Raw genomic sequence first — 20,772 nt, forward strand, 5'->3', positions numbered from 1 at the left:
CAACCAACCAACCCCCTAAGCGTCCCGCACCCGCATCACCACCCCGCCGACCCCGAGCAGCCCGAACGCCCACACCGCCAGCACCCCGAGCCCCTGCCAGGGCGACAGGGGCTGGGCGGCCAGGTCGATCGTGGTCTGGACGTCCAGTCCGGCCTGCATCGGCGAGAGCTGCATCGCGTGCCGGTGCCAGTCCGGGTTCGAGATGACCTGGGCGAGGATCGGGAACAGGTACAGCAGCCCGAGTACCGTCCCGACCGCGGCGGCCGAGTCCCGGAGCAGGGCCGTGACGCCGACCGCGAGCAGGGCGATCAGGACCAGGTAGAGCACTGAGCCGAGGGCGGCGCGCAGGGTCGCGCCGCCCGCGAGGTGGGGGTAGCCGTTGGCCGCTGTGAAGCCGTTGCCGGGCAGCAGCGTCAGCGCGACGAGTGCCGAGGCGAGTACCGCGAGCAGCCCGGCGGCGGCGGTCACGGCCGCGACCACGGTGGCCTTGGCCGCCAGCACCGCCTCGCGCCGGGGCATCGCGGCGAACGTCAGGCGGATCATCCCGGTGCCGTACTCCTCCCCCAGGGCCAGCACGGCCAGCACCGCGACCACCGCCTGCCCGGCCAGGACGCCGAGCAGGCCGACCCGGGCGGGGTCCTCGCCGCAGTGGGTTCCGTCGCAGGTCACGGTGGCCGAGGAGGTCGCGCTCAGGGCGAGGGTCAGCATCACGGCCGCGGCCAGGAGCCATGCGGTGCCGGGGACGGTGCGCAGCTTGGTCCACTCGGCGTGCAGGGCGTCGGCGAACACGCTCCCGCCGCTGCTCGCGCCGCCGCTCCTCCCGCCGCCACTACTAGTCCCGGCGCTGCTAGAAGCCCCGGCGCCGCTCACGCGTCCCTCCGGTGCAGCAGCCGGTGCGCGACGGCGTAGGCGACGGCCGCGTACAGACACAGCACTCCCAGTCCGGCCCACGGCGAGAGCGGGAAGTAGCCGTTCGTCGGTGTGTAGGACGCCGAGACCTGCGGCCAAGCCGTCACCGTCTGCTGCACCGCGAACGCGGCGGCGGGCGTGACCCGCGCCAGCCATTGCGCGGCGCCGGCCGGCAGGACCGAGGCGACGGCCAGGATGTAGGGCAGGATGATCGCGACGATGACCGCCGCCACGGCCGCCGCGCCGCGCCGCACGATGGTGGCGACGGCCAGCGCGAACACCGCCGAGACGGCCAGCAGCGCGGCCGTGCCGACCACCATGCGGATCTCGGTCTGGGTCGAGGCGTAGTACACGTACAACCTCTTGCTGTGCTCCACCGCCGTCACCGCCGGCACCGCGATCGCCGCGGCCACCAGCCCGACCACGAACGACACCCCGCCCAGCACCACCGCCTTGGCCGCCAGCAGCCGGCCGCGTCGCGGGCTGGCCGCCAGCGAGGTGCGGATCAGGCCTCGGCGATACTCGGAGGTCATGGTGAGCGCGGCGACCACGATCACCGCGATCAGCCCGCCGAAGGTGCCGGCCAGGGAGCTCTCCGGCGTCTTGCCCGCCCCCTCGCCCGGGGCCGAGGGCGCGATGTCGCCGGTGCCGGTGACGGTGAAGCCGCCGGTGCCGCTCGGCACCGCACCCGCTACCGCCTCAGGCCCCTGCAATGCGCCCGGCCCGCCATCCGCGGCGGCGGCGCTGCCGATCGCTGGGACCGTCCAGTCCCCTGCGGTCTGCCCGGTCACCGCGATCTGGTCGAAGGTGCCGGTGGCCAGGCTCGGGCCGGTGTTGGTGGAGCTGCCGCCGAAGGAGCTCTTGACGACGGCGAAGTCCGGCGACGTGGCGAACACCCCGACCTGCACGCTCTGCGGCAGGTTCGCCAGGTCCGCGGTGCCGATCTCGGTCCAGGTGGCGCCGTCGGCGGACTCGTAGCCGGTCAGCGTGTCACCGGCGCGGGTCAGGCGCAGCCAGCGGGGCGCACCGGAGGTGACGGCGACGTTCGGGCCGGCGGTGTCGTGCGTGTAGTCGTACTGCATCCGCACGCCGTGGGTCCCGGTGGCCAGCACCGCGGCGTACGCGGAGCCGGTAGCCGTGCCGTCCTTGACCAGGATCCCGGCCTTCGACCACGGCTGCAGGCCGGAGGTCATCCCGGCGGTCGGGCTGGTCGCATCGGCGGGGCCGCCGCCGTCCGGCGAGTACAGCCCGTCGAACGCGGTCAGGCGCGCGGTGATGCTGCCGTCCCCGGTCAGCGTGCGGTGCACGAACGTGGACTGGTCGTCCACCTCCTGGCCGGTCGCGTCCTTCGGCGGACCGCTCATGTGGCAGGAGTGGGTCGGAGCGTCGTTGACGTGGTCGCAGGCGATCTGGCTGCCCATCGGGCCGAGCATCCCGAAGCCGACCGTCAGGAACGCGGCCACCACCAGCCCGATCACCCAGCCGCGCACGGTGCGCAGCTTGGTCCACTCGGCGTGGACGAGTCGGCCGAAGCCGTCACGGCCGGACATCAGGCCACCTCCCCGGAGGTCGATGTCGGGGTCGATGTCGGGGTCGATGTCTGAGTCGTCGCGGCCCGGAACTCCACCGAGTCCCGGGTGAGGTCCATATAGGCCTCTTCCAACGAGGCCCGATGCGCGGACAACTCGGCGAACGGGACCCCGTTGGCATTCAGGATCCTGACAGCAGCCTCGGAACTCAGGCCGTCCACGGTCAACGTGTCCGGCCCGGTCACCGCGACCGTCCCGCCGGCCTCGGCCAGCGCGGTCGTGGCCTCGGCGCGCGCCCCCGTCCGCAGCACCACCCGACCGCCCGAGGAGCGTGCGATCAGCTCGGCCACGCCGGTGTCCGCGATCACCCTCCCGCGCCCGACCACGACCAGGTGGTCCGCGCAGCCTTCCAGCTCGCTCATCAGGTGGCTGGACACCAGCACCGCGCGGCCTTCGGCGGCCAGTGCCTTCAGATAGCCGCGGATCCAGAAGATGCCCTCGGGATCCAGGCCGTTGAACGGCTCGTCAAGCATCACCACCGGCGGGTCCCCGAGCATGGCGGCGGCGATGCCGAGCCGCTGGCGCATCCCGAGGGAGTAGCCGCCGGCCTTGCGCTTGATCGCGCTGGCCAGGCCCGAGGCCGCGACCACCTCATCGACCCGCTTGGCGCCCAGGCCCTGCGAGTGCGCCAGCCACAGCAGGTGGTTGCGGGCACTGCGGCCGGGCTGGAGCGCGGCGGCGTCGAGCAGCGCGCCGATGTGGCCGAGCGGGCGGCGCAGCTTGCTGTAGGGGACGCCGCCGATCAGCGCCCGGCCCTCGTCCGGCGTGTCCAGCCCGAGGATGACGCGCATCGTCGTGCTCTTGCCGGCCCCGTTCGGCCCGACGAAACCGGTGACCTTCCCGGCGGCGACGTCGAAGGACATACCGTCGAGGGCCGCGGTCGCGCCGAAGCGCTTGCGCAGAGCTTGGACCGCTATGGCGGGCGGTGGATCGGTGGTGCCGGTTGTCATGGCTGTCATGTCCTGAAGGCTAGGAAGCCGGTGGTGTGGGAATCGTCCCGCGCAGGAGCGGTCTAGGGCGTCCCCCGCGTGGGGGACGACTGTCACTGCCTTGGGGGAGGTGCGCGGGGCGCGGGGTCGATCAGAATAGGCACCGTGCTTCAGGAACGCGGCGCCGGACAGGGCGGACAGACAGTTCACGGCGCGATGCCGTGGCTGGCCGGCGCGGCGCTCCTTGAGACGGTGATCCGCGGGGCGGTGCATCGGACCGGCTCGTCGGGGGTGCTGCTGACATCGGCGTTCCTGGCGTTGTGCGCGACGACGCCGCTGGGCTTCCTCGGCGCGTTCGGCGCGGCGACCGCGGTGGTCGCGGCCACGGTGCTGGCGCTGACGATCACCGGCACATTGCCGGTGGCGTCGGCGGCGGCTGTGGTCCTGGCGATGTATCGGCTGGGCGGCGCGGAGGCACGACAACAGCAGTGGCTGCGAATCGCGGCTGTGGTGCTGTCGCTGCCGTTCCCGGTGATCGCGCTGTGCGAGTCGCGCAATTCGGACGCGGGAGTCGTCGCAGTCCTGCTGACCGCCCTGGCCCCGGCAGCGGTCTTCGCCGGCAACGCGGCTCATGCGCGCGCCGAGGCCCGCATCCACCAGGCGGCGCGGGAGGCAGTGGCCCGCTCGCTGGTCGAACACACCGCACGCGGCGAGCGGGCCCGCATCGCGCGCGAACTGCACGACGTCGTGGCGCACCACATCTCGATGATCGCGGTGCAGGCCGAGACCGCACGCCTGGCCACGCCCGGCATGCCGCCCGCCGGAGCCGAGCGGCTGCTGGCGATCGGCGACACGGCGCGCGCCGGGCTGACCGAGATGCGGCGGTTGCTGGGGGTGCTGCGGGAGGACGCGGGTCCGGCGGACATGAGCGAGGAGCGGCATCCGCAGCCGGGTCTGGACCAGTTGCTGACGTTGGTGGACGCCGCGCGCGGTACGTCGGGCGCGACGACGCGGCTGATCGTGTCCGGGACGCCGGCCGCGTTGGATCCGGGGGTGGAGTTGGCGGCGTACCGGATCACGCAGGAGGCGCTGACGAATGCGCGGCGGCATGCTCGGGGGGCGCCGGTGGATGTGGAGCTGCGGTTCACGGCCGAGGCGCTGTTCCTGCGGATCCGGGACAGCGGACCGGGGCCGGCTCGGGATGCGGATCAGGCAGGTCAGGTCACTGATATAGGTATGGCGGGGACGGCCGGACACGGGGTGGCGGGGATGCGGGAGCGGGCTGCGGCGGTCGGTGGGAGGCTTGCGGCGGGGCCTTCGCCGACCGGCGGGTTCTTGGTCGAGGCGGAGCTGCCGGCCGGTTCGGCGGACGGATCCGACGGGGGTGCGCTGTGACGTCGCCTGTTCCAACCGCGCCGCCCACGCCGCCCACGCCGCCTACACCGCCGATCCGGATCGTGATCGCCGATGACCACCTCGTGGTGCGGACGGGGTTCGCCGCGTTGCTGGCGACGCAGGCGGATTTCGAGGTCGTGGGGACCGCCGCCGACGGCGCGGAGACGGTGCGGCTGTGCTCCGAAGTCGGGCCGGACGTGGTGCTGATGGACGTGCGCATGCCCGGCACGGACGGCATCGAGGCGACACGCCAGGTGGTCGCGGACGCCGAGGCGCGCGGTGGCGGAGGACCCAGGATCCTGATTCTCACGACCTTCGATCTCGACAGCTACGTCTACGACGCGTTGTCCGCCGGGGCCAGCGGCTTCCTGTTGAAGGACGCCACCGCCGAGCGGCTCTTCGAGGCGGTGCGGGTGGTGGCGGCCGGCGAGGCGCTGCTGGCGCCGGGGGTGACGCGGCGGCTGATCAGCGAGTTCGCCCGGTTGCGGCCCGCAGGCGGGAACCCCGCCGCGAGCCCGACCACCGGTGATGCGCGGCGGTCAGTGGCTTCCGCGCATCAGCCTGGCACCGCAGGGCAAGCTGGCATCGCAGGGCAATCGGGCGTCACAGGGCAATCGGGCATCGCAGGGCAGCCGGGCGCCGCTGGGCTGGCTGGCCTCGCAGGGCAACCGGGCGCCGCGGCGCTCCCCGGCATCGCCAGGCAGCCTGGTCTGCCGGGTCAGGGCCTGATCGCCCTCACCCCGCGCGAAACCGAGGTCCTGCTCCTGCTCGCCCGCGGGCTGTCGAACCCGGAGATCGCGGCCGAGCTGGTCGTCACCGACGAGACCGTGAAGACCCACGTCAGCCGGATCCTGACCAAGCTCGGGCTGCGTGACCGGACACAGGCGGTGGTCGCGGCGTACGAATCCGGGCTGGTGGTGCCGCGCGGCGACGGTCAGGACCGGCCGCCGAAGCGCCACTGATGGACTTCGACCTCGGCGTAATCGTTACCAGGCAACGCATCCCGCGCTTGTTCGGAACTCTGGGCGCGCACCATGGCGATCGTGCCGAGCCACCGCCCGCCGTCGTCCGACAACAGCGGGCCGAAGGTGATCAGACCCTTGATGTCCGGCGCCGCGGGAACCTCCTCGACCGGCCGCGCCTCCCCCAGCCCCAGCACGAGATACCCGTCGCCCTCAGGCGCCCCGCCGGGGAACTCCCACATGGTGCGCCCGAGGTCGTTCCGCCACCGCCGCAACATCACATCCCGGTAGACACCCGCCTGGTAACCGGGCTCGTCGAAGACGAAGGCGCGCGCCGTGGCAGTGTCGGGCAAGGTGAGAACGTGCACGCTCCCGGTCGGGACCTCGTCCTCCCCCACGAACGTCGGCCCGCGCGCGATCATCTCCTGCGCGAACCGGTCCATGTAGGACCAGTGGTCTTCCAGGAGTTCCATGCGCAGGTCCAGCGAGGCGGCACGGTCGCGGTGATAGCAGAAGAAATCCATGCGGGCAGTCTTCACCACCCGGGTCTGCCGCGTAGGCACCCCCGACGTCGGAGGCGCGGCAGCCCAGCTAACCGATGCCGGCTCAGTGGTGGTCGACGTCAAGCCGGCGCGTCGGCGAACCGGTGCCAGCTGTGTTGGAGAACGTCAGGTTCCTGGCCGGGTACCGCTGCGCTGGCCTGTTCGACCGGCAGCTGCTGAAAAGGAGATTGCGTGGCACGTAACACGTGGCACGTGGCACGAGACGGCGAGACGGCGAGACGCAGGACGCAGAACGCATCCGTGGCGCTCTGGTCCGCGCCGCGCCTTGGACCCTATGGGTGATCTTCGGCGTTGAAGCCGCGTGTCGGGTGGGCTGGTCTGGGGGCGGGTGCGGCTGACTGGTCGTGTCCGTGCCGTGGGGCGACGGGTGCGTCTGGCATGCCTCCGGATCGCCGCTGCGGCTGAGCCTCGTCATGGTCGAGGAAGTGTGGGCGTGTCGAAGACCCAGGGGCATATGACCCGCGTTGTCGTAGTGGGATCTGTGGCGGCGGGCCTGGCGTTGAGTGCGGGTCCGGCGATGGCGCAGGTGAAGGGGACCGGGACGGTGACCGCCGGCAGCGGTCTGGTCCTGCGGGCCGGCCCGTCGCAGGGCTCGGCGAAGATCGCCCGATCCCGCTCAGGTAGCAGCACTCAAGGGAGACACCGGTCCAGTCGGCCCCACTGGTCCTACCGGAACCGCTGGAACTCAGGGCCCCGAAGGGCGACACCGGACCTGCGGGAAACAACGGCACGGCCGGAGCGAAGGACGCGACCGGAGCCACGGGTCCCGCCGAAGCGAACGGCGCCACCGGCGCGACGGGGCCGACTGGGCCCGTGGGGCCGCCGCAGACGGTATTTGCTTGCCGACCGGATAGGAGCCAGGCGACGGCCGCCGCTTCGGCCGCCCTCCCGGAGCGGCACCCCAGGAACCCCGCCCACTGGGCGGCGCTCCCCCTGTTCCCCATGGCCGGCAGCCACACCACCCGATGGACGTCGAAAGCGCATTCCGGGACGCAGGGCACTCAGACGCCACCGGCCGGGACCCGATACCAGGGGAGAAACGGCATGAACGACATGATTGACACCGGGAGCCCCGTGAGCCGACCGGACACGGTCGAAGCGCAGGGGACCGGCATGGCCGTCGGTGCGGCCGTGACACGCCCGTCGATCTGCCTGTGCATGATCGTGAAGAACGAGTCGCGAGTCATCGAACGCGCCTTGGCCTCGGCCCGCGGCCTGATCGACACCTGGGTCATCAGTGACACCGGCTCCACCGACGGCACCCAGGACCTGATCCGCACCGCCCTGGCCGGCATCCCCGGCGAACTGCACGAGGAGCCGTGGACCGACTTCGGCCACAACCGCACCCTCAACATCGGGCACGCCCGGGGCAAGGCCGACTACCTGTTGCTGCTGGACGCCGACATGGTCATCGACCGGCACAGCCCGCTGCCCGGACTGACTGCGGACTCCTACATGATCCGCCACGACGGCGACCTGGAATACCGCAACAAACGCCTGGTCAAAGCCGACCTGCCGTGGCGCTACGTCGGCGTCACCCACGAATACCTCACCGCCGACGGCGAAGGCCCGACCGCCAACCTCGACACACTGTCCGTCCGGCACTTCGCCGACGGTGGCTCCCGGCACGACAAGTTCGAACGCGACGCCCGACTGCTCACCGCAGATCTGGAACGCGACCCCGGCAACACCCGCACCGTGTTTTACCTCGCCCAGACCATGCGCGACATGGGCCGCACCGATGAGGCCATCGAGTACTACCAGCAGCGGGCCGCCATGGGCGGCTGGGACGAAGAGGTCTACTACGCACACCTGCAAACCGGCATCCTCAAAGCCGACACCGGCGACTGGCCCGGCGCCCTACACGCACTGATCCGAGCCTGGGAACACCGCCCGGCCCGCTTGGAAGCCAGCTACGAACTCGCCTCCCGGCTACGGCTGCGCGGCGAGCACCACGCCGCCCACGCCTTCGCCGCCGCGGCCCTGGACCAACCGGCCCCCGCCGACTGGCTGTTCGTGCAGCCCTGGGTCTACCGCTGGGGCATTCTGTTCGAGTACTCCATCACCGCCTACTGGACCGGCGATCACCGAGCCAGCCTGGATGCCTGCGACCGGCTGCTGGCTCTGCCCGACCTGCCCGCGGCCTACCGCGACCAGACCCGGGCCAACCGCCGCTACGCCCTCAGTGACTCTATTGCATGAGAATCCGTTCCGATTAGCAGCGAGTGGAACACCTCCTCTAGCGGCTCCAACAGGCTCATCATCACCAGGAGCAACTTTCTGGGACAGGACTGGAGAACGGTGTTCAGCAATCCGGGCATTTTCGACCTGACGATCCTGGGTGCCTGAGCCCTTTGCCTGCCAGTGTCGTCGTGGCCTGCTGAACCACGGGACCACACTTACTGCCCCATGTGGCGCCGGCCGGACTGACTTTCGTTGACGACCGGCCGGGACGGTTCGCGAGACCCGTCCCGGCCGACTGGTGTTGCCCTGCGACGGCGGGGAGGCGCCAGCACTTGGCCTCGGGAGTAAATGGCATGCTTCCAGGAACATGCCGTCTAGCCGGGCCGAAGACGCCGCGGGGCGGCGGTGCGTCCGACGGTCTGCCTGTGCATGATCGTGAAGAACGAGGCCGGTGTGATCGAGCGTTGCCTGGCCTCGATGCGTGGTCTGATCGACACCTGGGTCATCAGCGACGCCGGCTCGACCGACGGCGCCTCCAGGTGAAGCATCTGCACATGCCTTACATGGCATTGTATGGCTGCGCCGAACAAGTGAACTCGGCGCGACTCGTTCGCGAAGGCGGTCGGCCGTATTCACGCGACGGCGATCATGGGGGGTCAGGGCGCCAAAGCCTCTGGCTCAACCTCTTGATTGCTAGGGGATTCGAATGCGCCGAAGAGTGCCGCTCGCGACCTACGCTGTAGGAACGCTCGCCGCCATGCTCTATGTGAATGCTGCTCCAAGCTATGCCGATACCGCTCCGGCCCTCACGGCACTGATCGCGAACGGGAGCCCGGTGGCGCCGGCGGTTCCGCGGGCCGAGCAGGCGCCGGCCGCGGCAGGCGGTCCGGATCCGGTACTCCAGGGAGGTCGGGCTGCGGGCCGGACCGGCGGCGCGCCGCGTCCCCGGTTGGGCGGAGTGCACCTGGCGGCGGTCGATGTGAACTCGGGCTCTCCGCTGACGCGGATCACCACGAACGAACAGCTCGGATGCCAGGTCCAGGTCAAGGGCACCAGCCAGTGGTTCTCCGCGACGTCTTTCCCGGCGAACTGCGGGACCGCGTTCATGACCGGGGGCAAGTTCTTCGCCAGCTACTCCCCGGGCTCCAGCTTCACGGCTGTCAGCGGTCCGACCAGCGCCGGCTCGGGCACGGCCGCCGACCCCTGGACCCTGACGACCGTGGTACAGGTCCCCAACACGCAGATCAGGCTGACGCAGGTCGACAGCTATGTGAACGGTGACTGGTTCTACCGCACGTCGGTCACCGTGAACAACACCGGCACCACGGCGGTCTCCGGCCGGGTGGTGCGCTACGGGGACTGCCTGCTCAACGGGCTCGACTCCGGGTTCGGCGCCGCCACCGCGGTCCCGGCCGGGACCGCGGTGGCCTGCACAAAGCTTCCCGCGGGCCAAGCCGGCCAGGCGATCCGGCTCATCCCGGGCACGGCCGGCAGTACTTATGTGGAAGGCAAGCCGAGCGACCTTCGCGGCATCATCTCCTCGACGGCCGGTCCGCAGAACACGATCGCGGACGTCACCACCCAGCAGGACAACGGCGCCGCCCTGGCGTGGGACATGACCTTCGCCGCGAACTCCTCGACCCGGATCGACTCCACCACCCAGTTCGTCGACGTCAACAGCGGTGACGTGGTGCTGTCCAAGACCGTGACACCCACGACGACACCGGCGGGCACCACGGTGGCGTACACGATCACGGCGCAGAACACGGCGCCGTTCGCGATCGACATGGCGACGCTGGCCGACACGCTGCCAGCCGGGTTCCGCTACGTACCCGGGTCGTCGTCGGGCCTGACGACCACCGACCCGACGGTGGCGACGGCAACCGGCGGGGACAGCCTGACCTGGGCGACGCCGTCCAGGATCGCTGCCGGCGGCACCGCGACGCTGACGTTCTCGGCAGCGGTGGACGCGACCAAGGCGGTCGGTACCTACAACAACGCCTCCGTGTCCGGCACCGTGGCCACCACCTCGGCAGGAGCCACGGTGAGCACGGCCACCAACACCGCGCCGGAGACGGTGACGGCGGCGGATGCGAAGCTGACGACCACCAAGACGGTGTCGTCGACCCCGATCAAGGCCGGGCAGACGTTCCAGTACACGATCACCACGACCGACAACGGGCCGTCGGTCGCGCTCAACGCCAGGGCGACGGACGTGCTGCCGTCGAGGATCTCGTTCGTGTCCTCGACAGACGGATGCGCGGTCACGTCCGGGAGCGGCAACGGCGCGACCGTGGGCTGCGGGCCGCAGCCGTCGCTGGCCGCGAACACGTCCAAGTCCTGGACGTTCACCGCCAAACTGGACCCGGCCTACACCGGTACCGGCTCCGACCAGGGGAACACGGCATCGTCGCGGTCTGACACGACGACGACGGTCCCCGATCCGGGCGGCCCGAGACCGCCGGTGACCCCGACGATCACACAGCTCACGGCCGACATGTCGATCCAGAAAGTGATGACCACCAAGCAGATCTCCCGAGGCGGCTCGGTCGCCTGGCAGATCACCGCCACGGACAACGGCCCCGACGCGGCGGTCAACACCGTGGTCACCGATCTGGTCCCGGCATCGGTGTTGAACCCGACGGCACAGGTCCTGAACAACACGGGCCTCAACGGAACGTGCACGTCCACCGCCACGCCCAGCGGCGCGACGGCAGTGTCCTGCAAGTTCCCGATGCTTGCGGCGCAGCAGGCCCCGCGTATCGCCATCACCGGGACACTGTCGTCCACGGCCGCGAACGTTCCGGTGAACGCGGCATCCGTCACCAGCGACACCCTGGACCCGGACCCGAGCAACAACGGCCCGGTGTCAGCAGACACCAGTGGCGTGACCTTCGTGCTGCCGGGCGGTGCGACCGGGCCGGTCGGCCCGACCGGCCCAACCGGGGCCACCGGTCCGACCGGCGCTACTGGTGACAAGGGCGCGACCGGTGCTACCGGTGCCACAGGAGCTACCGGTGCCCTCGGCGATAAGGGCGCAACTGGCGCAACTGGCGCGACCGGCGCTGTCGGGGATCAAGGCCTGACCGGTCCGACCGGTCCGACCGGCGCCGCAGGAGCTACCGGCGCAACCGGCGCCACGGGAGCTACCGGCGATAAGGGCGCAACCGGAGCGACTGGGGCTGTCGGGGATCAGGGCCCGACCGGTCCGACCGGCGCCACCGGAGCTACCGGCGCGGCTGGAGCTGTCGGCGACCAGGGTCCGACCGGCGCCACGGGAGCTACCGGCACTACCGGCGATAAGGGCGCAACCGGCGCGATCGGTGCCACGGGCGCTACCGGCGCTACCGGTGACAAGGGTGCGACCGGCGCGGCTGGAGCTGTCGGCGACCAGGGTCCGACCGGCGCTACGGGAGCTACCGGTGCCCTCGGGGATAAGGGTGCGACCGGCGCGACCGGTGCCCTCGGCGACCAAGGCCCGACCGGCCCGACCGGAGCGCAGGGCGCTGTCGGCAACCAGGGCCCGACCGGACCCGTCGGCGCGGCTGGAGACCAGGGCGCGACCGGGCCGACGGGCGCTGCTGGAGACCAAGGTGCGACCGGTCCGGTCGGAACAGCCGGGGCGACGGGAGCCACGGGCCCGGTCGGTGACAAGGGCTCGACCGGACCGACCGGCGACAAGGGCGCGACCGGAACGACGGGCGCGAATGGTACGGCCGAGGCAGGGCCTCCCGGTCCGGCGGGACCCACCGGGCCGACCGGGCCGGCGGGACCCGCCGGACCCAAGGGCGACCGGGGAGCCGTCGGACCCGCCGGCGGCAATCATGGCCGGGTTTGGGCCTACCGTGTGCGGATCCTGCCCAGCTCGCTTCCGATCCGCTCAGGTCCGGGAATGGGCTACCGGGTTGTCGGATCGTTGCCGGGCGGGCAGATCGTCAACATCGCCTGCAAGGTGAACTCGACGGTCATCGGCGGCAATCCGCGCTGGTACCGGCTCTCGGACGGCCGCGGCTGGATTCCGGCACGCTGGGCAGACAATGTCGGGGCCATCGAGCCCTATTGCTAAGACGATCGCGCGGAGGGGCTGAGAACCCATCGTGGGCTCTCAGCCCCTCCGGTGATTCACATCAACGCACTGTTTGCCCAACAAGTACCACTACGGCGAACCGCCTGTCGGCCCGCATCTGCCTCCGGCGCTGATGCACAGCCGGACCGGGCAAGAAGCCCGTCACAGCCTGACTGGCCGACGGCACAGTCCGCACCGAACCCTGGCGGCTGCTCACCAGCCTGCTCGACCACCGCCGCTATCCGGCCGCCGAGCTGATCGAGCCGTATCACCCGCGCGGCAGCGGCGCCGTAATCCGAATGGATGAATCCTCGCCATCGACCAATCCGCGTGGGCCACGGCAGCGAATGGCCGCCAGACGTCCGTTTCCGTTCGGGCGCGCGACAGAGATGGGGCATGATGGCTGAAGAGCTCATCGATACCCGGCTGCTGGAGGAGTTGACCGAGCAGTCGCAGGACTTGAACAGCGACGCGGTTCGTATCACCCGTGAGGCGTTGGCCGAGTACGCGCAGGCCGAACCCGAACCCGAACCCGAAGCCGAGCCGCGGCGCCGCAGGTGGCGTCGGGGCTCGGTGCTGGCCGGTGCCGCCGGTGGCGCCGTCCTGCTGGGCGCGGCCCGGGCCGGCGCGGCCGGTGCCGGCGACGACATCATGGCGCTGCAGACCGCCGCGTCGATCGAGAACCTGGCGGTCACGGTCTACACCACCGCGGCCGGGTTGCCGTTCATCAAGGGCGGCAACGCGACGGTGGCGGCGTTCATCGCCAAGACCACGACCCAGCACACCGCGCACGCGCAGGCGTTCAACGCCGCGGCCACCCAGGCCGGCGGCAAGGCGCAGACCGCGGCCAATCCGAAGTACGCCGCCGTGGTGCAGCAGATGCTGCCCTCGATCAAGACCCCGGCCGACGTGGTCAAGCTGGCCATCACGCTGGAGGACGTCGCGGCCGAGACCTACACCGCCAACGTCGCGCAGGTCAGCACCCCGGCGCTGCGCAAGCTGTTCGGCTCGGTGGCCCCGGTCGAAGCCCAGCACCGCGCCACGCTGCTGGCCGTGCAGGCGCTGCTGGCCGGCGGCGCCCCGGAGCTGATCGCCATCCCGACCGACGCCGCGAAGCTGCCTTCCGCCGCCGGCAGCGTCGGATTCCCCGACTCGTTCTACCCGACCAAGAACGCCTCGCCGATCAGCGAAGGGGCCGTGCAGTGAGCACCGTCAACGGTGGCTGGGAGCTGCCGATCAGCGAGGGCGAGTTGTCCCGCATGACCCGGGACCTGGACCAGGCACACCACGAGTACCTGCCGTCCATGTACGCCGCCGCCGACGACCTGAGCGAGCAACTGCGCGACTCCGGCGCCGTGACCCAGGCGCAAGAGGAGCAGCAGCGCGTCGCCTCACGCCGCCGCTTCCTCATCGGGGCCGGCGGTGCCGCCGCCGCCCTGGCGCTCGCGGCCTGCTCCAGCAGCAAATCGACAAAGGCGTCCGCGGCTCCGGGCAGTACCACCGGCGCCGCCTCCAGCGGCACCTCCAACACGACGCCGTCGCCGTCGACGTCATCGTCCGGCGCCGGCGTCTACACCGGAGACCTGAAGGTGGTCGCGCTGGCCACCGCACTGGAGAACCAGGCCGTGGGCGCCTACACCGCGGCACTCGCGGCGGCGAAGGCCGGAAAGCTCGGCACAGTCCCGCCGGCGGTCGGCACATTCGCCACCACCGCGATGAGCCAGCACGCCGACCACGCCAAGGCCTGGAACGCAGTACTGACCGGCGCCAAAGTGCCCGCGATCACCGGTGTGCCGCTGTCCAACCAGGCGGCGACCCTGTCCGCCCTGGGCGCGGTCACCGACGTCGGCGGGGTGGCCAAACTCGCGCTGCGGCTGGAGGACCAGGCGGCACAGACCTACCTGTTCGCAGCCGCCAACGTCACCAGCCCCGGCGGCATCGCGACCGCGGCCAGCATCGCCCCGGTGGAGGCCATGCACGCCGCCATCCTGAACTTCGTCATCGGCCAGTACCCGGTGCCGGACGACTTCCTGGGCACGAGCTTGGCCGCCAGCCCCACCCTATTGACGGTCTGAACGAGCCGCCGCCGCGCCTCTGACATGGACCGGCGGTACAACGGTGGTGCGCCGTCCGAAATGTCGGATGGCGCACCACCGCCACGCTGTACGCCGAATCCGGGCTCCGGCCCCGATCCACCAGTGAGGATGCCGCCGTGCTCCGTTTCCCCGGCAAGACCGCCGCCGCGACACTTCTGGCGGCAGCGACCGCGCTGACAATGACGGCGTGCTCCGGAACCAGCTCTCACCCGGCCGCCGCGCCGACCAGCACTCCCTCCACACCAAGTTCCAGCTCTGGTTCCGGCACCGCCGGCACCCCGGTCAGCGCTTCGCAGATCGTCATCGCCAACTTCGCCTTCAGCCCCACGGACCTGAGCGTGGCACCCGGCCAGACGGTCACCGTGGTCAACAACGACTCCACCACCCACACCCTGACCGCCACCACCGGCAAGGCGTTCGACACCGGAGACATCGCGCCCGGCAAGACAGCGACGTTCACCGCCCCTACGACGCCCGGCACGTACTCCTACATCTGCACGATCCACCAGTTCATGCACGGCACGCTCATCGTCAAGTAGCGGATAGGAGAACTGGCTTCACCGCCGGGCTTGAGCGTGAGGCGGGCCGGGCACGACACGACGGCGCCGATGATGCCGAGCACCGCCGCACTTCCAGATCGCCCGGATTAGACCGGTCCACGCCAGAGCACTAACGCAGCCTGTACTCCATAGGTGGCCCCGCGCAGCGCAGCCGATTGCATCAGAGCAATACATCACTCGCGCACCGCGCTGAGCAGCATTCGGACCACGGCCTTCGGCTTCACTGGCAAAGCCGTGTCCTCCCAAACAGATGGCCCACGCGCTGGCGATCAGGGCGACACCCTCGCCACGCGAAGCCGCCTATCCGGCGGAAGTCTGGGAGAGGAAGTCGCGCGCTGTTCGCGGTTCCCGGCCAAGGAGCTTGCCAAGCAGAGAGTCGACGCCGGCGAAGCACCCCCGCTGCGCTGCTTGGTAGAACCCGAGCAGGAAGCGCACTCTGAACTCCGGCTCGCCGCGGTCGATCTGGGCGGCGACCCACTCGTCCTCGTCCATGGCCACAAACTCGATGGTGCGACCGGTCAGCTCTGAGGCGACCGCGGCGATCTCCTGGAACGTCGGTGCGGCGCTCGCGGTCAGCGTCGTTGGGCCGTCGTATACGCCGTTGGAGGCGAGGATGACGGCGGCTGCTTCCGCAGCGTCCTCGCGCGCGGTCCACGACACCGGCCCGTCGCCGGGTACAGCGATCACGCCTCCGCGCAGCCGGCACAGGCGTCGTGTTCACCCTCATCGACCAGCCCGCGGACGCGCGAGACGAATCCCTCGCAGATCTGGCCTGGGAGGGGGCATGCGCGACCGTCTTGGCCGGCGAGCACACCGCCGCGCCCGCCGTTCCGGCCACCGCAGCGCTCACCCTGCACGCCGCGCTGCCCGACCTCGTGATGTTCACCCCCCACGAGCGCGCACTACTTGGGGACTGGCTCAGCCGCGTCATCGACCCAGAAGCGTCCGCTTAACAACCGTCCGCGATCTCGTCAGGCTGCTTGTATCAGGGCTCTGGCGAAGGAGCGATTCGACTCCCCGGTCCACGGCCGATGATCGGGTTCACGGTGAGCCCAGCCCGCTCCCGAACAACCGCGTCGCAGTGAGGCACGAATCCGGCATGCCGGGATGATCGCCCATGTCGTATCGGCGGGGTGTAGCCTTATTTGTAGCCCCCGAGCGTCCCGGACCCCGGCGCACTGAACCGGCGCCGCTACGTCTTCGCCCAGGCCGCTCGCCTCCGGCCCTGCTGCTGATGCGCGGTCGCGCCTTGCCAAAGGCCCGGAGTCATGGACGTCTACCTGCCCCGGCGGTGCCTGGACCGCACTGTCGCCGCTGTGCGCGGCGACCTCGCCACCGCCACCGAACTCCCGGTGTCGGTACAACGGTTCATGTACATCCGCAGCTGCGGAACCTGTCTCGATCTCTCCGGCGTGACGCTCCTGAATTGCGCGAGATCGAAGCCGGTCGAACCTCCACCGGAGTCCAGCTACCTGGCCGAGTCCGGGCAGGGGTGTTCGTCCGCCAACCGTGCAGGCAGGGTCCCGCGCCGAACGGGCGTATTCACCATCAGGTACGGGATACCGCCCGGGTCGAGCCGCAGCCGTCGCGCATGTGCCGCTCTCCGCAACGGTTGGTAGCAGCAGCCTTATATCGGCTCGTCCCAGACCCTGACGAGACGTGCGCCACCCGCCGAGCGCCACATCCGAGGGAGATCCCGATGTCCTTGCTCACAAGCCGCGCCGCGCCGCGGGCCACACCTTCGCCGGAGAAGGAAGAGTGCCGACTCGTCGAGGTGCTCCAGCAGGTCGCAGCAGGCGATAGCAACGCCTTCGCAGCGGTCTACGCCATCCTGGCCCCGCGAGTCTGGGCGATGGCCGAAGCCGTGACCTGCGGCCACGAACTTGCCGAAGCCGCCGCCGTGCAGGCGTTCGAAGGTGTGTGGCGCGCCGCCCCGAGTTGCCCGTCGGATCCGGAGGCGGCGACAGCATGGGCGATGCGCATTGCGGTCCGCCGAACCGTTCGGGCCACCACAGCCGTTCGGGCCACCACAGGTCCGCAGCCACCGGCGGTGAAACCGCTAGCCGCTTCTGAGCGCCAGTGCCGGCACGTGCATCAGACGCTGCTGGCCCTGCCCGAACGGCAGCGCGATGCGATCCTGCTGGGCTGCTACGCCCGGCTACCGCTCAGAACGCTGGCACGCACGCTGGAGTTGTCCAAGCAGGACGCAGCCGCTCTGCTGGACGAAGCCCTCATCCGCGTCGGGAAGGTCCTGCGCATCAGCAGGGTTTCGTCCCACGTGGAGACGCCGCTCGCCTCGCCCAGACAAGGACCGACAGTCGCGATCGGATCGCAGCTCTGATCGACGCCGATACCGGCAACGGGCACGCGGCCTCCACCGCTTCGCGTTCTGTCCCCAGGCTCGCACGCGTGCGGCGGCTCGCAGTCACCCTGCTGCGGCGAGCCTGACCGCCGGTTCTCGCTTGCCGGCCATCGCCGCAGTACTGGACGCCGCAGCTGTCACGGCGGCCGACCGCCGCGCCGGCGGCTATGAGCCAGCTGAATTGTTTGCAATTCCGCGGACTGGACACCATGGGCCGCGCAAGCAATTTCGGCGGGGCTCATCAGGGATGCCGCGACTCGGGCACCGCCACAAATAGCGGGATTGCGGATAGCTGAAATATTATCTCGTCGTACCGCGTTCCAGTGGACGCGTACGCCAAAATCTTTGGAGGAACCATGGCTACGGACTATGACGCCCCGCGCAAGACCGACGAGGACCTCGCCGAGGACAGCATCGAGGAGCTGAAAGCCACCCGCACCAAAGCCGTCGTCCAGGTGGCTGAACTGGACGAAAGTGACAACGAATCACTGGAGCTGCCCGGAGCGGACCTTTCGAACGAACAGCTGACCGTTCGAGTCCTGCCGCCCCAAAGCGACGAGTTCACCTGCACCAGGTGCTTTCTGGTCCAACACCGAAGCCTCCTGGCCCGCCATAATCGCCGCGAATGGATCTGCAAAAACTGCGTTTGACCCACTTCCGCGGCGGCTTTATACAGAGATCTGCGTCACGCATACAGAGATCTGCATCACGCTCACCGCACCAACGTCCTCAGCGTGCATCCAGACGCCGTACGCCTGCATCTGATCCCGCGCGATCATCCTGATGGCCGGGCAGAGATCTGGATCGGATCCGGACGCTCATCCATGCCCACCTCGTCTCTAGATACCAGGAGACGATCATCGCCTCTTGGCACCGAAACGAAGGGCTCCGCCGTGAAAGTCCAGCGCACCATCAGAGTCGACCGCCCTCAGCACACCGTGGTCGCCTACCTTGCCGACTTCGGGAACGCGGTGCAGTGGGATCCAGGCACGATGAGCTGCATGCGGACCGATCAGGGGCCCATCGTCGTCGGCTCCACCTGGCGGAACGTGTCAGATTTCAACGGCCGGATCACCGAGTTGGACTATCGCCTGGAACGACTGGAGCCGGCCAGACTCACCTTCGTCGGCCACAACAAGCAAGCCACCGCGACCGACGACCTGCGATTCTCCACCGACGAAGCCACGACCACGATCACCTACAACGCGGAGATCACGTTCAACGGCCTGCTCCGACTCGCCGGACCCCTGCTGCGCCGCGGCTTCGAGACCCTGGCTGACGAAGTCGAGACGTCGCTCACAACGGCTCTCGAAACGCTGTGAGCACCTCCCCGAGGCGCCGGACACCGGACACGCGGATTTCGAGTGCGGTGACGATCGACGCCGCAATACCCGACAACTGCTCGGCGCGTCGGCCTGGGCCTGGGGCCGCTGTCCGCTCTGGTGCTCGCCGCCGACAGCGGGGAGCCGGGCCGGGCCGGGTTGCAGGCACTGCGCGAGAAGACCTTGGACGTCGACCTGCTGATGGTGGTGGCCGCGCTCGGGGCGGCGGCGATCGGGCAGGTGCCGGACGGCGCGCTGCTGATCGTCATCATGACGCCCCGCCGGGGTCTTCCTGCGCCGCCCGCCGCAGCAGGTTGCGGACCATACCGCCGAAGACGACGGCGTGGAAGGGAGCGACAGACCACCAGTACAGATGGCCGAACAACCCGTGGGGGAAGAACAGTGCCCGCTGCCGGTAGCGGGTCCGGCCTCCAGCCGTCGGTTCGACGCGCATCTCCAGCCAGGCCAGACCGGGCAGCTTCATTTCAGCGCGCAGGCGCAGGAGGTGTCCGGGCTCCAGTGCCTCGACCCGCCAGAAGTCGAGCGTGTCGCCCAGACGCAGGGTCTCCGGGTCACGCCGACCGCGGCGCAGCCCGATCCCGCCGACCATGCGGTCCAGCCACCCCCGGATCGCCCACGCCAGCGGAAACGAGTACCACCCGGTCTCACCGCCGATGGATTCCACGACGCGCCACACCCGCTCCGCCGGGATGTCGACCTCGGCCTCGCGGAGATCGCGGTAGAGGCTGCCGCCGGCCCACGCCGGGTCGGTGGGCAGCGGATCGCTCGGTGCGCCGGGCATCGACGCCGAGGACCAGCGGGTCGTCACGGCAGCTTCCCGCACCCGGGTGCGGGCCAGCCGCACCGCCCCGTCGAAGCCGAGCAGCCCTTCGGGCGGATCGGGGACCAGCTCCGTGATCCGGCGGTCGCCGCAGACGACCTCATGACGCAACGACTCCACCAGCGGCCGGGCGATGGACGCCGGGACCGGGGTGACCGCGCCGACCCACTGGCTGGACAGCCCCGGCGTCAGCACCGGGACCGCGACGATCAGCCGCCTCGGCAGGTCGGCCAACCGGGCGTACCGCAGCATCATCTCGCGGTAGGTCAGCACGTCGGGCCCGCCGATGTCGAAGACGCCGCCGATGCCGACCGCGGGATCGGGCGCCACGGCGGCACCGACGAGATACCGCAGTACATCGCGAACCGCGATCGGCTGGATCCGGGTGCCGACCCAACGCGGCGTCACCATGACCGGCAGCCGCTCGGTCAGGTAGCGCAGCATCTCGAACGACGCCGATCCGGATCCGATGACGACCGCGGCCCGCAGTTCGACCGTCGGGATGCCGCAAGCCCGAAACACCTGCCCCACCCGGACCCGGGAACGCAGATGCGGGGAGAGGTCGGCCACCGGCGTGTCCTGCGGCGCCATACCCCCGAGGTAGACGATCCGCGAGACCCCCGCGTCCTTCGCCGCGGTCGCGAAATTGCGCGCCGCCTCGTCCTCCGTCTGCTCGAAACCGGCGCCGGTCGTCAGGGAATGCACCAGATAGAACGCGACGTCGACACCGGCCAACGCCGGCCGGAGCGTCTGCGCCGCCAGCACATCGCCCCGCACCCGCTCCACACGATCGGTCCAGCCGTGATCGCGCAGGCGGTCCGGATCACGCGCCAGGCACCGCACCTTGAACCCTGCCGTCAGCAACTCGGGAACCAGCCGTCCACCGATGTAGCCGGTCGCTCCAGTCACCAACACAGTGGGGTTCACGGTTCCATGGTCCGTTTCCAGGGACGGCGGCGCATTCTGAGCCGTCGGTGTCGAGATCGAGATTGGA

The 20,772-nt window shown here is 70.3% G+C and carries 17 protein-coding genes; 11 read left to right on the top strand and 6 right to left on the bottom strand.

The window, feature by feature from the left end:
• Positions 1 to 15: 15 nt before the first annotated feature.
• Genes KGQ19_RS17550 through KGQ19_RS17560 form a run of 3 tightly spaced genes read right to left on the bottom strand, consistent with a single transcriptional unit; the run spans position 16 to position 3,448 of the window.
• Positions 16 to 870: an ABC transporter permease gene (locus KGQ19_RS17550; protein ID WP_212239138.1), complete on the bottom strand. Its 855-nt coding sequence runs from the start codon at positions 868 to 870 to the stop codon at positions 16 to 18.
• A complete protein-coding gene (locus tag KGQ19_RS17555; RefSeq protein ID WP_212010257.1) occupies positions 867 to 2,459 on the bottom strand; it encodes an ABC transporter permease subunit in 1,593 nt (530 codons plus the stop codon). Before KGQ19_RS17555 ends, KGQ19_RS17550 begins: the two co-directional genes overlap by 4 nt.
• Positions 2,459 to 3,448, bottom strand: a complete 990-nt coding sequence (locus tag KGQ19_RS17560) for an ABC transporter ATP-binding protein (RefSeq protein ID WP_212010301.1) — start codon at positions 3,446 to 3,448, stop codon at positions 2,459 to 2,461. The genes KGQ19_RS17555 and KGQ19_RS17560 overlap by 1 nt, the downstream gene beginning before the upstream one ends.
• A 144-nt stretch (positions 3,449 to 3,592) precedes the next feature.
• Here KGQ19_RS17560 and KGQ19_RS49690 point away from each other — a divergent pair, with 144 nt between their 5' ends.
• Positions 3,593 to 4,822, top strand: coding sequence for a sensor histidine kinase (locus tag KGQ19_RS49690; RefSeq protein ID WP_212010258.1), 1,230 nt, complete (start codon positions 3,593 to 3,595; stop codon positions 4,820 to 4,822).
• Between the two features lie 62 nt (positions 4,823 to 4,884).
• A complete protein-coding gene (locus KGQ19_RS49695) occupies positions 4,885 to 5,784 on the top strand; it encodes a response regulator (RefSeq protein ID WP_307856439.1) in 900 nt (299 codons plus the stop codon).
• On the opposite strand, the gene KGQ19_RS17575 is transcribed toward KGQ19_RS49695, so the two are convergent.
• Positions 5,757 to 6,308, bottom strand: a complete 552-nt coding sequence (locus tag KGQ19_RS17575) for a YciI family protein (RefSeq protein ID WP_212010259.1) — start codon at positions 6,306 to 6,308, stop codon at positions 5,757 to 5,759. The genes KGQ19_RS49695 and KGQ19_RS17575 overlap by 28 nt on opposite strands.
• Positions 6,309 to 7,391: 1,083 nt before the next feature.
• Between KGQ19_RS17575 and KGQ19_RS17580 the strand changes: the two genes are divergently transcribed.
• The 5 genes from KGQ19_RS17580 (at position 7,392) to KGQ19_RS17600 (ending at position 15,232) form a co-directional block, all read left to right on the top strand.
• Complete coding sequence (locus KGQ19_RS17580; RefSeq protein WP_212010260.1) at positions 7,392 to 8,549, top strand: glycosyltransferase; 1,158 nt, start codon at positions 7,392 to 7,394, stop codon at positions 8,547 to 8,549.
• A gap of 688 nt (positions 8,550 to 9,237) precedes the next feature.
• Entirely contained in the window at positions 9,238 to 12,597 is a 3,360-nt protein-coding gene (locus KGQ19_RS17585; protein WP_212010261.1) for an SH3 domain-containing protein, read from the top strand.
• Between the two features lie 396 nt (positions 12,598 to 12,993).
• Entirely contained in the window at positions 12,994 to 13,803 is an 810-nt protein-coding gene (locus KGQ19_RS17590) for a ferritin-like domain-containing protein (RefSeq protein ID WP_230418820.1), read from the top strand.
• Positions 13,800 to 14,672 (top strand): ferritin-like domain-containing protein, encoded by an 873-nt coding sequence (locus KGQ19_RS17595; RefSeq protein WP_212010262.1) that lies wholly within the window; start codon positions 13,800 to 13,802, stop codon positions 14,670 to 14,672. The genes KGQ19_RS17590 and KGQ19_RS17595 overlap by 4 nt, the downstream gene beginning before the upstream one ends.
• A 137-nt stretch (positions 14,673 to 14,809) precedes the next feature.
• Entirely contained in the window at positions 14,810 to 15,232 is a 423-nt protein-coding gene (locus KGQ19_RS17600) for a cupredoxin domain-containing protein (RefSeq protein ID WP_212010263.1), read from the top strand.
• A gap of 321 nt (positions 15,233 to 15,553) precedes the next feature.
• Here KGQ19_RS17600 and KGQ19_RS17605 read toward each other — a convergent pair whose 3' ends face one another.
• The gene (locus KGQ19_RS17605; RefSeq protein ID WP_212010264.1) at positions 15,554 to 15,940 is read right to left on the bottom strand and encodes a Rossmann-fold NAD(P)-binding domain-containing protein; all 387 of its coding nucleotides are present in this window, start codon (positions 15,938 to 15,940) and stop codon (positions 15,554 to 15,556) included.
• A 26-nt stretch (positions 15,941 to 15,966) separates the two neighbouring features.
• Between KGQ19_RS17605 and KGQ19_RS17610 the strand changes: the two genes are divergently transcribed.
• From KGQ19_RS17610 to KGQ19_RS17625, 4 genes are all read left to right on the top strand, one after another.
• Complete coding sequence (locus KGQ19_RS17610; RefSeq protein WP_212010265.1) at positions 15,967 to 16,206, top strand: hypothetical protein; 240 nt, start codon at positions 15,967 to 15,969, stop codon at positions 16,204 to 16,206.
• Between the two features lie 746 nt (positions 16,207 to 16,952).
• Positions 16,953 to 17,594 (top strand): RNA polymerase sigma factor, encoded by a 642-nt coding sequence (locus KGQ19_RS17615; RefSeq protein WP_212010266.1) that lies wholly within the window; start codon positions 16,953 to 16,955, stop codon positions 17,592 to 17,594.
• Between the two features lie 377 nt (positions 17,595 to 17,971).
• On the top strand, positions 17,972 to 18,265 hold the full coding sequence (locus KGQ19_RS17620; protein WP_212010304.1) for a DUF4193 domain-containing protein: 294 nt from the start codon (positions 17,972 to 17,974) through the stop codon (positions 18,263 to 18,265).
• A 243-nt stretch (positions 18,266 to 18,508) separates the two neighbouring features.
• Positions 18,509 to 18,937, top strand: coding sequence for an SRPBCC family protein (locus KGQ19_RS17625; RefSeq protein ID WP_212010267.1), 429 nt, complete (start codon positions 18,509 to 18,511; stop codon positions 18,935 to 18,937).
• A 268-nt stretch (positions 18,938 to 19,205) separates the two neighbouring features.
• On the opposite strand, the gene KGQ19_RS17630 is transcribed toward KGQ19_RS17625, so the two are convergent.
• Entirely contained in the window at positions 19,206 to 20,705 is a 1,500-nt protein-coding gene (locus KGQ19_RS17630; RefSeq protein ID WP_212010268.1) for an SDR family oxidoreductase, read from the bottom strand.
• Positions 20,706 to 20,772 lie beyond the last annotated feature (67 nt).

This window comes from Catenulispora pinistramenti (assembly GCF_018274385.1).
In the GTDB taxonomy this organism is placed as follows: Bacteria; Actinomycetota; Actinomycetes; order Streptomycetales; family Catenulisporaceae; genus Catenulispora; species Catenulispora pinistramenti.

What these genes read in the sequence shown, in the direction of transcription:
- KGQ19_RS17620 (WP_212010304.1), top strand. Translation starts at nt 17,972, where the DNA reads ATGGCTACGGACTATGACGCCCCGCGCAAGACCGACGAGGACCTCGCC.
- KGQ19_RS17590 (WP_230418820.1), top strand. Translation starts at nt 12,994, where the DNA reads ATGATGGCTGAAGAGCTCATCGATACCCGGCTGCTGGAGGAGTTGACC.
- KGQ19_RS17615 (WP_212010266.1), top strand. Translation starts at nt 16,953, where the DNA reads ATGTCCTTGCTCACAAGCCGCGCCGCGCCGCGGGCCACACCTTCGCCG.
- KGQ19_RS17575 (WP_212010259.1), bottom strand. Translation starts at nt 6,308, where the DNA reads ATGGATTTCTTCTGCTATCACCGCGACCGTGCCGCCTCGCTGGACCTG.
- KGQ19_RS17555 (WP_212010257.1), bottom strand. Translation starts at nt 2,459, where the DNA reads ATGTCCGGCCGTGACGGCTTCGGCCGACTCGTCCACGCCGAGTGGACC.
- KGQ19_RS17585 (WP_212010261.1), top strand. Translation starts at nt 9,238, where the DNA reads ATGCGCCGAAGAGTGCCGCTCGCGACCTACGCTGTAGGAACGCTCGCC.
- KGQ19_RS17560 (WP_212010301.1), bottom strand. Translation starts at nt 3,448, where the DNA reads ATGACAACCGGCACCACCGATCCACCGCCCGCCATAGCGGTCCAAGCT.
- KGQ19_RS17580 (WP_212010260.1), top strand. Translation starts at nt 7,392, where the DNA reads ATGAACGACATGATTGACACCGGGAGCCCCGTGAGCCGACCGGACACG.